General features: G+C 51.8%; 14 protein-coding genes. 9 read left to right on the top strand and 5 right to left on the bottom strand.

The annotated features are described in order from the left end of the window. Positions 1-627, top strand: a 627-nt coding sequence (locus JCM12308_RS20840; protein WP_054784955.1) for an NAD(P)-dependent oxidoreductase, incomplete at its 5' end; no start/stop codon positions are given. Positions 628-629: 2 nt separating this feature from the next. On the opposite strand, the gene JCM12308_RS20835 is transcribed toward JCM12308_RS20840, so the two are convergent. Continuing rightward, entirely contained in the window at positions 630-1,469 is an 840-nt protein-coding gene (locus JCM12308_RS20835) for a metallophosphoesterase (protein WP_208978810.1), read from the bottom strand. A 62-nt stretch (positions 1,470-1,531) separates the two neighbouring features. Between JCM12308_RS20835 and JCM12308_RS20830 the strand changes: the two genes are divergently transcribed. Continuing rightward, a complete protein-coding gene (locus JCM12308_RS20830; RefSeq protein WP_054784948.1) occupies positions 1,532-1,981 on the top strand; it encodes an HIT family protein in 450 nt (149 codons plus the stop codon). Positions 1,982-2,099: 118 nt separating this feature from the next. Here the strand turns inward: JCM12308_RS20830 and JCM12308_RS20825 are convergent, their stop codons facing one another. After that, the gene (locus JCM12308_RS20825) at positions 2,100-4,160 is read right to left on the bottom strand and encodes an elongation factor G (RefSeq protein WP_054784947.1); all 2,061 of its coding nucleotides are present in this window, start codon (positions 4,158-4,160) and stop codon (positions 2,100-2,102) included. Positions 4,161-4,406: 246 nt separating this feature from the next. Then, positions 4,407-4,916, bottom strand: coding sequence for a DUF992 domain-containing protein (locus JCM12308_RS20820; RefSeq protein ID WP_054784946.1), 510 nt, complete (start codon positions 4,914-4,916; stop codon positions 4,407-4,409). Positions 4,917-5,364: 448 nt separating this feature from the next. Between JCM12308_RS20820 and JCM12308_RS20815 the strand changes: the two genes are divergently transcribed. Continuing rightward, entirely contained in the window at positions 5,365-6,102 is a 738-nt protein-coding gene (locus JCM12308_RS20815) for a hypothetical protein (RefSeq protein WP_208978809.1), read from the top strand. Between the two features lie 96 nt (positions 6,103-6,198). Here the strand turns inward: JCM12308_RS20815 and JCM12308_RS20810 are convergent, their stop codons facing one another. Beyond that, a complete protein-coding gene (locus JCM12308_RS20810) occupies positions 6,199-7,398 on the bottom strand; it encodes a pyridoxal phosphate-dependent aminotransferase (RefSeq protein WP_008547844.1) in 1,200 nt (399 codons plus the stop codon). 345 nt (positions 7,399-7,743) lie between these two features. Here JCM12308_RS20810 and JCM12308_RS20805 point away from each other — a divergent pair, with 345 nt between their 5' ends. The 5 genes from JCM12308_RS20805 (at position 7,744) to JCM12308_RS32515 (ending at position 10,319) form a co-directional block, all read left to right on the top strand. Further along, on the top strand, positions 7,744-8,070 hold the full coding sequence (locus JCM12308_RS20805; RefSeq protein WP_208978808.1) for a GtrA family protein: 327 nt from the start codon (positions 7,744-7,746) through the stop codon (positions 8,068-8,070). Between the two features lie 443 nt (positions 8,071-8,513). Then, a complete protein-coding gene (locus JCM12308_RS20800) occupies positions 8,514-8,924 on the top strand; it encodes a DUF3775 domain-containing protein (RefSeq protein ID WP_008547506.1) in 411 nt (136 codons plus the stop codon). 168 nt (positions 8,925-9,092) lie between these two features. Beyond that, a complete protein-coding gene (locus tag JCM12308_RS32525; RefSeq protein ID WP_256377897.1) occupies positions 9,093-9,221 on the top strand; it encodes a hypothetical protein in 129 nt (42 codons plus the stop codon). Between the two features lie 199 nt (positions 9,222-9,420). Continuing rightward, positions 9,421-9,639, top strand: a complete 219-nt coding sequence (locus JCM12308_RS32520; protein ID WP_280138410.1) for an EamA family transporter — start codon at positions 9,421-9,423, stop codon at positions 9,637-9,639. Further along, positions 9,624-10,319: a DMT family transporter gene (locus tag JCM12308_RS32515; protein ID WP_280138409.1), complete on the top strand. Its 696-nt coding sequence runs from the start codon at positions 9,624-9,626 to the stop codon at positions 10,317-10,319. The genes JCM12308_RS32520 and JCM12308_RS32515 overlap by 16 nt, the downstream gene beginning before the upstream one ends. Positions 10,320-10,378: 59 nt before the next feature. On the opposite strand, the gene JCM12308_RS20785 is transcribed toward JCM12308_RS32515, so the two are convergent. Then, positions 10,379-10,843, bottom strand: coding sequence for a plastocyanin/azurin family copper-binding protein (locus JCM12308_RS20785; RefSeq protein ID WP_208608794.1), 465 nt, complete (start codon positions 10,841-10,843; stop codon positions 10,379-10,381). A 431-nt stretch (positions 10,844-11,274) separates the two neighbouring features. On the opposite strand from JCM12308_RS20785, the gene JCM12308_RS20780 reads away from it, so the two are divergent. Beyond that, positions 11,275-13,050, top strand: a complete 1,776-nt coding sequence (locus JCM12308_RS20780) for a S9 family peptidase (protein ID WP_054784944.1) — start codon at positions 11,275-11,277, stop codon at positions 13,048-13,050. The last annotated feature ends 5 nt before the right edge of the window (positions 13,051-13,055 follow it).

Here is a 13,055-nt window from a genome sequence, read left to right as displayed (position 1 = left end):
TCCATCTCCCACAGTACCATCAGTCCACCCATGGTCGACAAGCTCACAAATGCCCATGAACAAGCCGGCATCAGATTTCTATGCGTCCCCGTTTTGGGGCGACCAGACAAAGCCGCAGCAGGAGAACTCATCGCTGTCACTGCGGGCCCGCAGGACGCTGTAGAGAAAGCCCGCTCTGTTCTGGAAGCTATATCAACCCGTCAGTTCTGGATGGGACCAACACCCCGACAAGCAGCCGTGACCAAGCTCGGCATGAACTTCATGCTGGCCGCAGCCGTGGAAGTCCTCGCTGAGAGTTTCACCTTCACACGCAAAGCAGGCATTGATCCGGAAGTCTTCCTCACGCTGGTAACCGAAACCCTCTTCAGCGCCCCCGCCTTCAAAGTATACGCTCCCCTAATCGCCCGCGAGCAAAGCCCCAAACCCGGCTTCAAAACTACTCTGGGCCTGAAAGACGTCAGCCTGGCCCAACAGGAAGCTCAGGCCCTCGGGATCGACCTCCCCATGGCAGACATCATCACAGACCAACTCCGCACCGCCATCAAAGCCGGATACGCCGACGAAGACTGGTCCTCCCTAGCCCGCCTAAAAGCCCGCACAGCTTCCCTGCCGCCGATAACCAAATAGTTTTATGCCGAGACAAGATGCCTAGATTGAGAGGAAAGCGCGTTTAAGCCGTCAACACTGACATGACTGCTAACCAGCCTGCCGCCCCTGAAGTCATGCAACATAAGCGCTGGAAGCTGCTCAGACGGTAGCTGCCACGACACATCCAAAAGCAAGGGGTTAGCAAAGCAAACAGAGCCACATATGTAAGCTGGAGCACCTGCGATCATACTGGACATGCTGCGATGTACATGCCCGCTACTAATAGCAATTGGCGGATTAGAGCAAGATTTTAACATGCTCTCGAACTGATCTGCTCCCTGACAGATAAACTTATCTGCTGGCTCAATACCACTCGGGAACAAGTGCTGATGCGTAAATAGAAAGGCTGTTCGCGGCTCACATCGGTCGAGTGTTTGCTCTAGCCAACTCAAATGCTCCGGAATTGATCCTTCTGTTTTCCCATCGAGACAGGTATCGACACCTACAAAAGTTACGCCGCCAACGCTCTCAGCAAAGTGCATTTCATAAGGATGATGCCAATAGTCTTCCTTAGGAAGACACTCCCGCATCAAATGGCGATCATCTGCATTTCCCGGTAAAACAAAGCGCCGCCCAGATAGGGGAGCCAACGCATCCATTATCAGGCCGTAACCATCAGCCCATCGGTCATCTACCAGGTCACCCGATACAATCAAAACGTCTGGCTGAATTACTTCCAACCATGCAATAACAGCGTTTAATCGTTGGAGGTTGTCATTGTTGGGATTCGCGTGAACATCTGAAATTTGGGCAACAAGCATGGCATCCTCAAATATGGAATGGAAACCAAAAGCGACACAAAATACCTTACTCTGACTCATATTAGCGGAGGTGACGGTTTGAGCACCACCGCCAAAATTGATTATTCGAGAATAACTGCACCATGACCGATTGCTTTGTCTGTACCAAACACAAAACCCTCACATCCGACTTGACGATCGATATTGATGGATATGACGACTTCGTTGTTGCTCATGCTCCGGATCGGACTGAGGATGGTTCCAATCTCATTGGAGCCTTGATCATTGAACCGCGAACGCACGTTCAAAATTGGTCAGAGCTCAACCCTGAGCAAGCAGGTAAGCTTGGTTCTCTGATCGGGCAGATCACTGGCACTCTCTATGCGCATGAAGAGATCGAGCACGTCTATACGTGGGTGTTTGGGGATGCAGTTGCCCATCTCCATGTCTGGCTCATGCCACGCTACAAAGGCACTCCCAGAGAGTATTGGGGGACAAAGGTAACCGAATGGCCGGAGGCGCCAAAAGGTGGGCATGCTGAGATGGCCCAGTTCATCTCCGAGCTTAAAGAGCTGATGACCGAGAGCGCCTGATCTCCAATAGAAAAACCCGGAGCACGGCCCCGGGTTCTTTTTCTGTCTCACGCTGGAGCGTATTCCCGAAAAGTGGTTCCGGTTTTCGGATAAGAATACGCGCACAAGCTCTGGAGTGTTAGGCAGGTGCTGTCGCACTCTCGATGACTTTGTCCGCGGCCTTGCCGGAAAGCTCGGCCAGATGGTCAAAGTTGCGGGAGAATGTGGCCACACCGGCTGTTGCAGAGCGAAGCTCCACAATAAGATCGCTGAGCTCACTTTCTGGGATCATAGCTTCCACTTCATCCCAGCCATCCCAGTCATCACGAGCGTCAAACCCGAGGATCTGACCGCGACGACCAGAGACAATCGCGTTAATGCGCGCCGTCGTCTCTGACGGACAAGCCACAACAACCTTGTCGATTGGCTCAAGCAGCACAGGCTTACATTCCTTCAGGCCATCTCTCATGGCCAGAATACCAGCCATACGGAACGCCTGATCAGAGCTGTCCACGGAGTGGTAGGAACCATCCTTCAGCGTCACAGCCACATCCACGACCGGGAAGCCCAGAGGCCCTTTCTCAAGCGCTTCTTTCACGCCTTCGCCAACAGATGGAATGTACTGCTTTGGCACCACACCACCGGTGATCGTGTCATTGAAGCTGTGGCCCTCACCGCGAGGCATTGGCTGAATGGCCAGCACCACATCACCAAACTGACCATGACCGCCACTCTGTTTCTTATGGCGCCCACGCAGCTCAGTTTTACCGCGAATGGTTTCCTTGTATGGAATGCGAGGTTCAAAGCTCTTCACGGAAAGGCCATAACGGCCAGTCAGTTTCTCAAGAGCCACACGCAGGTGCATTTCACCCTGCCCTTCCAGAACGGTCTCACCAGTGCTCTGCACCTGTGTCACGCTCAGGGATGGATCTTCATCCACCAGCTTGGAAAGAGCAGTAGAGAGGCGCACCTCATCCTTACGTTCAGTAGCCTTGATGCCTTTGGAAAGCACAGGGTCAGGGCTGCCCGGAACAAAGAGAGTTTCCTTAGGCTGTGCACCCACAGCAAGGGTCATGCCTGTTTCAATGTCATCCAACTTGCCAAGTGCCACCAGATCACCAGCCGCAGCTTCCGTGATCTTCTTCGGCTGCAAACCAAACATCTGGAAGAGACCAGAAGGACGATACTCTTCGCCATGGCTATCATAGAGAAGCGCGCCTTCTTTCAGCGAACCACCAAACAGACGGGCAACAGAGAGCTTGCCGCCATGAGAGGTGTGATAGGTCTTCAGTACCTGAAGAACCGCCTCATCCTCACCAAGGCCAAGGCGCTTGCGGGTATCAACCACATCCGGTGCATCATGGCGCAGAGCCTTTAGCAAACGACGGATGCCATTGCCTTTGATCGCGCTGCCAATGAACACAGGGCAGATCTCACCGCGCTGCATTTCCTGCACAAGATCGTCGAAAATGATTTCATTCTCAGGAGACTCATCCTCAAGGAGCTGCTCCATCAGAACATCATCGTGGTCAGCCAGCATTTCCATCATGGCATAGCGCGCTTCCACCTCACGACCGCGCTCATCATCAGGAATTTCAATAGTCTTGCTTGGCTTGCCATCCTGGTAAACAAAGGCTCGTTCCAGCGCCAGGTCAATAAAGCCTGTCGCCACGCCGTTCTCCCAAATCGGGATCTGGCGCAGAACCATCGGCAAACTGGAAGCTGGCTGCAATGCCTGAAGCATCGCCCGCACACTGCCGGTTGCCTTGTCAATTTTGTTCAGGAAGAGAACGTGCGGGATATTCCGCTGTTCAAGTGATTTCAGGATGAGCTGAAGAGCCGCTGTCTTCTTTTCATCTGGTTCAGCAACAACAACGGCAATATCAACACCGTTTAAGACACTGTTGCCTTCATGAAGAAACTCTACGGATCCAGGGCAGTCGATAAATGTGAAGTGATCGCCCTTGTAGGTGCAGGTGGCAATGTTCGCCTCAACGCTCATTGCGTGATCACGCGCTTCGTCACTGCTGTCACCCAGTGAGCTTTTCGCGTCAACACTTCCCTGTCGCCCAATAGCCCCCGTTCGCGCTAGAAGAGCTTCCAGCAGTGTGGTCTTGCCACTTGCGAAAGGTCCAATAATGGCAACCGAACGAGGGCTGCTAACCCTGCCTCCGGCAACTCCGACATGCTTTTCTCCCATGATCCATACTCCCTGTTTGGGTTTGGGAAGCAGGCACGGGCGTCTGCGCCATGGCGGCGCAAAATCACACGCGCCTTCCAGAGAATTATAAGACTCTGGATAAGTATCGTCACTCGGAAACGCTGTGATATGCAAGCGCCAAAACAACGACGGACTGAAACGTGACAGTCCGCCGCACAATATGAACCGGTGCAATTTATAAGGATCAAAGGGTTAGGTTTCACCATCCCCCTAAGATTTAAAGGATCACTGCTTGGTCAGCCGCAACCCTGTTACACCAGCTGTAATGTTCGCGCCGGTCTGTCCCTGTAGGCTCAAAGGCTGCAGTGCGATGGAGCGGTTCAGGCCGCCCAGCAGAACGTTGGCTTGCACACCAGCACCCAGTGTCACACCAGCTGAAACACCGCCATAGTTCCCGGCAAGAGAACCCGGCTTCAGATTGGCCTTAGGTGCCACAACACCCCAAACCAGCGTACCAGAGGTCACAGGACCGATATCCAGACCATAACTGTTGATGGTACCGGTATAGCCCTCGATGCGTTTGCCACTGGGTGACTTGAACACACAGGACAGCTCATGGGAGGAGCCAACAATGAAGTTGGTGCCAGCCACCAGATCACAGGTCAAAGACCCGACTTCCACACCGGGACGATCTTTCTTTGGTTCTTCAGGAGGAGTTGCAGGAGTGTCAGCAGAATAGGCGGAAGTGCTGAAACCAAGAGCGGCGACAGCAGCTAAAGCAAGGCATTTTCTCATTATTGTTCTCCAATGCTCAGGCACTACGACCTTTGCACAATGGGAGACCAAACAGTATGGCCTGTCAAAGCCTTGCTACGATCAGAGTGAACACTCCGCTTAGTTCAGCTGTTATTTTTACCTAGTGATTAGCGTTAGAATTCGTGATTAGGATTTTCACCATAAACTCTGGACAGCCCCTTCTCACCTGCCCCTCCTCCACGCCAGTTAACCCTAAGTTTTCCTTAAAGGATTTGCCCGCGCCTACGAAAAGCCGCGCATCCAGAACGGCTTAGCTCAGAAAAATCGATAAATCATATATCACAAACAGATTTCAGCGAGCCGTAAACCAATTATTAACCATAGATATTAAGCCTAACGATTTGACCCAAAATGGGACACTTTAGAACAATGTTTTAAATAAAAAACGGAATGCTCCACTCAGAAAATTGAGTACGGAGAATCAGCAATGCGCTCCAATTTTAAGACACTATTGTTTGGCGTAACCGGTGCAATAGCCATTGCAACTCTTCCAGCGATCGCGCAGGCAAATCCCATCAATGCCCGCATCACCACTGCTTTCGGGGCTCTCGAAGGCAAGATGCTGGGCCTGTTGTCAGGAACAGCTGCGTTCGGGCAAGGCCCGGGCTTTGCATCCCAGTTTGATGCGACCGCAGGCGGAACCAGAGACTATGGCTTCTATGCCGGCACTGGCCGCATGGGCTTCCGCACGCAAGACTACAACTACTTCGGTCTTGTAGGCTCTGCAGCACAGATCAACGGTGGTGCCGGATCCCTCGGCTACGTTGGTGCAGAAGCACAGGTTCACTTTGAAAATCTGTCCGTCGACGGTTTGATCGGTGTGCAGATGATCGACGACATGGGCTCAGTCATGGGCGGTGCAACTGCATCTTACTATGCCAGCGAAAATGCCCGCTTCTATGCCGGCTACCGCTACCTGCGTGAAAATCATATCTATGCAATGGGTATGGAGTTCAAGCCAGGCACAGAAACTGCCAATGGCATGACGATGTTCGCAGACCTGCGCTCAGAGAAGCTCGAAAACGCATCCATCATGCTGGCGTTCGCTTCTCCTTTGCCGATGCACAGACACTGGTTGAAGAAAGCCGCGGTACATTCGTCAACAACAGCTACATTCTGGACGCCCTCCTCCCGGACTAAGCCTCCAGTCTCGCGAAACACCTAAAACAAAAAAGGCGCTGCGTGATGCAGCGCCTTTTTTGTATCTGTCGCTTGAAACCGAATGCCTGAGATCTCCCAGACACCCATTTCAGAAAATTGCTTACTTCAGGTTTCCGCAGAAACGCTGAATACGAGTGCATGCCTCGGTCAGAGCTTCAGTGGAAGTCGCGTAGGAAACGCGGAAGTTTGGACCCAGACCAAACGCAGAACCCGGCACAACAGCAACACCTTCTGTTTCCAGAAGCTCGCTTGCAAAGTCCAGATCAGTCTCAAGGACCTTACCGGATGGCGCCGTCTTGCCGATGGTGCCAGCACAGGATGGGAACACGTAGAACGCACCCTCTGGAACTGGACACTCAAGGCCAGACGCCTGGTTCAACATGGAAACAACCAGATCACGACGATCCTGGAAGACCTTGTTGTTGACCGGAATAAAGTCCTGCGTACCATTCAGCGCTTCAACCGCAGCTGCCTGAGAGATGGAGCACGGGTTGGAGGTGGACTGAGACTGGACCTTCGCCATTGCTTTGATCAGATCAACAGGGCCACCAGCATAACCAATACGCCAACCGGTCATGGAGTACGCTTTGGAAACGCCGTTCACGGTCAGAGTGCGCTCATAAAGCTTAGGCTCGATCTGTGCAGGAGTGGTGAACTCAAAGTCGTCATAGACCAGATGCTCATACATGTCGTCAGACATGATCCAAACATGCGGATGCTTCAGCAGCACGTCGGTCAGAGCTTTCAGCTCATCACGGGTGTAGCCAGCGCCGGACGGGTTGGATGGTGAGTTGAAGATCAGCCATTTGGTTTTAGGCGTAATCGCCGCTTCCAGAGCTTCCGGAGTGATCTTGAAAGTCTTCTGATCCGCTTCAACAACCACTGGCTCACCACCAGCGAGCAGCACCATGTCCGGGTAAGACACCCAATATGGGGTTGGGATAAGAACTTCATCGCCCGGATTGATGGTTGCGATCAACGCATTGTAGAGCACCTGCTTACCACCGGTACCGACAGTAATCTGGTTTGGCTCATATTTCAGGCCATTGTCGCGCAGAAACTTCGCGCTGATTGCCTGTTTCAGCTCAGGAGTGCCATCAACCGCTGTGTATTTTGTTTTGCCGCCATTAATGGCTGCAATCGCAGCAGCTTTAATGTTTTCTGGCGTGTCAAAATCCGGCTCGCCAGCACCAAGGCCGATAACGTCGCGGCCAGCGGCTTTCAGTTCGCGTGCCTTCGTGGTCACTGCAATCGTTGCAGATGGTTTCACACGAGACAGCGAGTCAGCGATAAAGCCCATAATGCCCTCCAATAGAAGCGGGTGCGTTCTTCGCAAAATAAGTGCGCGCAGACCCTAAGGCGCAGACCATGGCTTGGCAAGCGCAAACAGGCTAGTTTTTCGGCTCAAATTTCGCCAAAGACTGCAGATTTTTTCAAATATTACTCCCCAGATATAATCGCAGGTTCTGTGACGCAGCGTCTCTTGTATTTCTGGCAGAACAGCGATAAGCAGCCCATACATTGCAACACCAAAAAATTTAGCTGGTGAAACCAGAACAGAGAGCCCAACTCCCGTGAACATCCTGCTGCGAAAACTCCTAGAAAATCAGTTCATTCGCTTTGGAATGGTTGGGGCTCCGGTCTTGTGGTGGACCTCGCCGCCCTCGCCTTCTTCTGGCAGGTAGTTAGCCTCGATCCCCTCATCGCGCGAATCCTGTCCATCTGGGTTGCCATGACCAACAACTGGTTCTGGAATCGCGTCTTCACTTTCCGCTCAGAAGGCAGCCCGCTGGGTGAGTATTTCAGATTCGTTCTGGTCAACAGCGTGGGTGCGGTCATCAACTACAGCACCTATGGCGCGCTCATCACCCTGATCGATGGCTTCTCCACCTATCTGGCCGTGATCCTCGCCACGTTCGTCTCCATGACATTCAACTTCGTGCTCTCAAAGATCTACGCATTCAAAAGCTAAGTCTGGCTAAACTGTATGAAAATGACGGGTTTAGGATGTGCCGACAGGGCAATAAACAACCCTGCCAGCACCATGCACTCAGGTCCGCCAGCACCTATAATTTCTGGGAGATTTGATTGTAATTTCGCCCTTGAATCAAATGCTACTCGTAGGTGCAGCGCACAAACAAGTCCTGCCGTAGCGGTATATACTGTTTTTTTTAACCATAACGATATCCAGTATTCCGCTCAGTAGAACTACATACGAAAAGTTTGAGCAGTTCACTAACGGCCATTTAACCAAATCCCTTTTCTTTTCCGCCGCTTAAATCGCCTATTACAGCTGGCAGCGCCATACTGCCCGTGAGCCCGATTGGAATGCAGGCAGGTGTTCCATAAGTTCCACTTGCAGAATAATTCCGAACAGGAGTAACGTTCTCCTACAGCAATAAGCGGGGACGCAAGATGGCCGTAGAACTAGCACTATCTGCAGATACTGTTCGCATGATCGTACAAAAAGCGCGCGCTGTTTCCGAAAGCCTGCCAGACACTTACGAAGACGGGCACGAAGGCGATCTGTCCTTCGACACGGAAAAACTGGAAAACGTTCACCACCATGACGGGCTTGCAGAAGAAGAACACGATGACTTTTCTGAGTCTGAGCTGAGAGAAATCATCGACGATCTGAACGTCGATGAAGCAACTGAGCTGGTTGCAATCGCCTGGATCGGACGGGGAGATTATGATCAGGGAGACCTCGATCTGGCCTTCGCCGAAGCACGTGAACGATCTACTTCTCCGGTCTCAACCTACCTGCTCGGGTTACCACTCTTGCCTGATTATCTTGAGGCTGGTCTCGAAGCTCTAAATCTATGAGAAAATATGGGCCATAGCAGTTTTGCAATTGAGTGATCTGCTTAAGCTCAACCTGTGGTATCTCGAACACACCAATTTCCAGTAATATATACTTTCTGTATTCGATGTTATCCGCGTCTATCGGCCCCTACTCAGGAACACAACTGACCCGGGCCGCAGGGGGACACAATGAGAACCTCGCCAGTTGACTACCATCGTAAAGAACACGTCGACCATGCCCAGTCACCATGGCCTGTAGCGGCCACCATCATTGCCGCCTTTGTCGGCATCATGTTTATGGTCCTCTTCGTCTTTTAAAGTATCTTTCATTTGGTTGATCTCAACCGGATGACAAAGAGCCGTGCCTGAAAGACAATTGCCAGCACACGCAGCACGAGCGTAAGCAAACGCAACGTATCTGGCAGTGATCAGAAGCTCAAAATCGTCTTGAGAGAATTTCAACGGAAGCGTTGACAGACCGCTTGCGGCGCCTATTCGCTTGCAGTACAGCTGCGGCATGACTAGGGCATCTGCAAACATTCTTCTTCTAATGGCCGGCCTCATCTGGGGCATGGCCTTTGTCGCGCAGTCAACCGCAATGGAAAATCTTGGCCCATTGCAGTTCACTGGCCTGCGCTTTCTTCTCGCGACTCTGGTAATCCTGCCATTTGCTCTGCGAGAACGCCGCATTCACAACACTAAAAAGCTGACCAAGCACATATGCCGGCACTTTTGACGATTTGTGTTGCCTTCACTCTGGGCACGGTTCTGCAACAATACGGCATCGTCATCACCAGCGTCACCAACGCCGGATTTCTGACAGCCATCTATGTTGTGCTGACGCCGATCCTCGTGACACTGTTCTTTAAAGGACGTCCCCACTTCCTCGTCTGGCCTGCCAGCTTGTTCACGTTGCTTGGCATCTACCTGCTCGGCGGAGGTCTGACAGCTCTAAATGCCGGCGACCTGCTCATGCTGGTCTGCGCCGTCTTCTGGGCACTGCAGGTGATCTTTGTAGGACGCCTCGCAAGCACATCAGGCCGCCCGATCACCATCGCCGTCATCCAGTTCGCATCTATCGGCGTGATCTGCGTGTTCCTCTCTCTTTTCTTCGAGAGCTATTCCCTGCAGTCATTGCAGAACGCATGGTTTGAGATCTTCTTCGCAGGCGCTTTGTCAGGCGGTGTTGCCTTCACATTCCAGGCGTTCGGCCAGCAATGGACAACCCCATCCGACGCCGCAATCATGCTCTCATCAGAAGCTCTGTTCGCAGCACTGGCAGCTGCTGTCATTCTGGGAGAACGCATCGCCCCAATCGGCATGGTCGGCTGCGCTCTGATCTTCAGCGGCATCCTGCTGGTGGAAGTCGGACCGCACTACATCAAATCCAGGCGCAGTGTGGCACAGGCCGAATAGCCTAACCGACATCACCATCAAAAAAGGCAGCCCTTCGGCTGCCTTTGTTATATCTGGACTTACTTGTCTTCCAGCCGATCCAGTATCTGAGAGATCTTGGTGCCCATGCGGCCACCCGGCACCACAGTGCGTGCACTCTTCAGATCCTCAGCATTGTCTTCACCCACCTTGATAATCATCGCCATACCAAAGCGACCATGAATGCCGCAGGTCACGCCATAAATGCCCGGCGTATCAAAGGTCACATTCCGGTCAGGAGACATCTTGCTGAACTTGAACTTCGGCCCACCTTCCGGTGTCATCTTCTTGATCGAAATAACAGTGTGGTTGCCGTCAAAATTATCAAACTTAACAGTGGCGCCCAGCGGAACTTCAAGCAGATCCGGCTCAAACCGGAACATATGAGAAGGCGTATTCGCACTGGCATCAGTCACCTGATTAACGGAATACGTCTTACCCTCCTCAGCAAGCGCACCACCCGCCATCAACACACTCAGGGCCAAGGTTGAGAGAATTCTTTTCATCGAGACACGTCCAACTGCAATTCGGAATTATTATCAAGAATGCGTCCCTAACGGGTAGACTGCATTGATCTAACGCAGCTAAATCTCAAAATGCACGGTTTGAGTTGTCTCTGAATACTCGATCATAACCAAACTCTTGTTCAAGAATCTAAGCAACCAGGAATTGGTAGGTTTTCAGCAACAAAAACAGAGATTGATAAGCAGCAAGAAGATCACCAACTTCCCATAATATGGGCTCTTCTATCTGTCTGAGCCTGCAGACCGCTACATCTCAAAGAGGATTGTGTCCAATGGAACTGATGGAAGAAGTTTGCCTCATACCCCGCCGGACACTTTTCGATCCCTTCGAACGACTTTTAGTCCGAATTAGTCCTTGTGGGCAGTGGATCGCCTTTAAAGCACCCATCAATGGCGTTCTCAATCTTTGGCTTATGAGCAGTGAAGATCCGAAGTCAGCCAGACCACTCACATCCTTTAGCGATCGCCATATCGGTCTCACACTCCGTTGGTCACCCGACAGCAGCCGCATTCTGATTTCTCGAGATCAGGTTGGAGATGAAAACTTCCATATTCTAAGTGTCCCAGTTGATGGCACAGATCCGGTGGCCTTGAGCCCGGAAACTGGCGTCAAAGCATTTCTTCAAGAACCACCAACCAAACACACTGATGAAGTCCTGATCGCTCACAATCAACGGACAACAAAACGCTTCGACCTCTACAGAGTCTCTCTCACCACCGGAAACAGTCAACTTATTGAGAAGAATGACCAGTTTGCAGGCTTCTTCACCGACAGCGATTTTAACGTCCGCCTCGCCCGCCGTTATACGGAAAAAGGTGAGATAGAATACCTTCATCGATCAGATGGCAAGGAATGGCAACGCTATTCGCTCATCCCCTTCGAAGACAGCCTGACAACCAGACCGATTGAGTTCAGCAAAGACGGGCAAACCTTGTTCTGGATCGATAGTCGCGGACAAGACAAAGCAGTGGCTATGGCAGAAGATGTGCAAACACGAACCACCACTCTGTTGGCACAACATCCGCAAGCAGATGTCAGCAACTTGTTGCTCCACCCCCTTACAAACTACCCACTTGCCGCTACTGCTACTTATGCCCGTGCAGATTGGCTCCCTATAGATCCAGACCTCGAACAAACTCTTTCTTATTTGGAGGAGACGTTTTCTGGCGATATCGACATCACCAGCATGTCAAATGACACTCAGAAACTCGTTTTCGCTCATATGCAGGACAATAAGCCAGTTGAGTACTTCAACTTCAACAGAGCAACCAGAGAGGCTATACCTCTGTTTTCGGCACAGCCAAAGCTGAGCAACTTACCATTAGCAAACATGTCATCCGTGGTCATAAAGACAAGAGATGACTTGGACCTAGTCTGTTATCTGTCACAACCAGTCAATGCAGAAAAACCCTGCCCAATGGTGCTGCTCGTACATGGTGGCCCGTACATGAGAGACATTTGGAGACTAGACCCGACCCACCAGTGGCTGGCAAATCGAGGCTATGCGGTGCTCTCTGTCAATTTCAGAGGATCTACCGGATTTGGAAAGACGTTTGTAAACGCCTCCACCAAGGAATGGGGCGGCAAAATGCAAACCGATTTGCTGGATGCAGTCGATTGGGCGATTGAGAAAGGTATCGCCGATCCAAACCGCATCTGCATCATGGGCGGCAGCTATGGTGGCTTTGCAGCTTTGACCGGTCTTACTCAGACACCCAAAAAGTTTGCCTGCGCCGTTGATTTGGTCGGCATATCCAATCTTATGAGTTTCCTCAACACCATCCCCGACTACTGGAAAACATGGAAGACCGTCTACAAGAACCGACTTGGCGATTACACAACTGAAGAAGGTCGCGCCTTCCTGAAAGAGCGCTCTCCTCTGACACACGTCAGTCACATTGAGAAACCACTACTCATCGTACAGGGCGGCCAAGACGTTCGCGTTAAGGCATCTGAGTCAGAGCAAATCGTTTCTGCGATGCAAGATCAGGATATCCCTGTGACGTACGCTCTTTTTCCGGACGAAGGGCACGGCATTCAGAAGATGCACAACCGTCGTGCCTATCATGCGATAGTCGAGCAGTTCCTCGCCCAGCATCTGGGTGGGAAAGCCGAGCCTGTCGGAACTGATTTTGAAGGATCATCCCTTCAATTTCCGGCAGGCCGCGAGTTGATCGAAGGTCTCTGAAACCT

Source organism: Pseudovibrio denitrificans JCM 12308, assembly GCF_001310815.1.
In the GTDB taxonomy this organism is placed as follows: Bacteria; Pseudomonadota; Alphaproteobacteria; order Rhizobiales; family Stappiaceae; genus Pseudovibrio; species Pseudovibrio denitrificans.
This window is presented reverse-complemented; position numbering and strand designations above follow the sequence as displayed.

Coding starts and splice junctions, on each gene's coding strand:
- JCM12308_RS20835 (WP_208978810.1), bottom strand. CDS start 1,469: ATGAGTCAGAGTAAGGTATTTTGTGTCGCTTTTGGTTTCCATTCCATA.
- JCM12308_RS20830 (WP_054784948.1), top strand. CDS start 1,532: ATGACCGATTGCTTTGTCTGTACCAAACACAAAACCCTCACATCCGAC.
- JCM12308_RS20825 (WP_054784947.1), bottom strand. CDS start 4,160: ATGGGAGAAAAGCATGTCGGAGTTGCCGGAGGCAGGGTTAGCAGCCCT.
- JCM12308_RS20820 (WP_054784946.1), bottom strand. CDS start 4,916: ATGAGAAAATGCCTTGCTTTAGCTGCTGTCGCCGCTCTTGGTTTCAGC.
- JCM12308_RS20815 (WP_208978809.1), top strand. CDS start 5,365: ATGCGCTCCAATTTTAAGACACTATTGTTTGGCGTAACCGGTGCAATA.
- JCM12308_RS20810 (WP_008547844.1), bottom strand. CDS start 7,398: ATGGGCTTTATCGCTGACTCGCTGTCTCGTGTGAAACCATCTGCAACG.
- JCM12308_RS20800 (WP_008547506.1), top strand. CDS start 8,514: ATGGCCGTAGAACTAGCACTATCTGCAGATACTGTTCGCATGATCGTA.
- JCM12308_RS32525 (WP_256377897.1), top strand. CDS start 9,093: ATGAGAACCTCGCCAGTTGACTACCATCGTAAAGAACACGTCGACCAT.
- JCM12308_RS32520 (WP_280138410.1), top strand. CDS start 9,421: ATGACTAGGGCATCTGCAAACATTCTTCTTCTAATGGCCGGCCTCATC.
- JCM12308_RS32515 (WP_280138409.1), top strand. CDS start 9,624: ATGCCGGCACTTTTGACGATTTGTGTTGCCTTCACTCTGGGCACGGTT.
- JCM12308_RS20785 (WP_208608794.1), bottom strand. CDS start 10,843: ATGAAAAGAATTCTCTCAACCTTGGCCCTGAGTGTGTTGATGGCGGGT.
- JCM12308_RS20780 (WP_054784944.1), top strand. CDS start 11,275: ATGAGCAGTGAAGATCCGAAGTCAGCCAGACCACTCACATCCTTTAGC.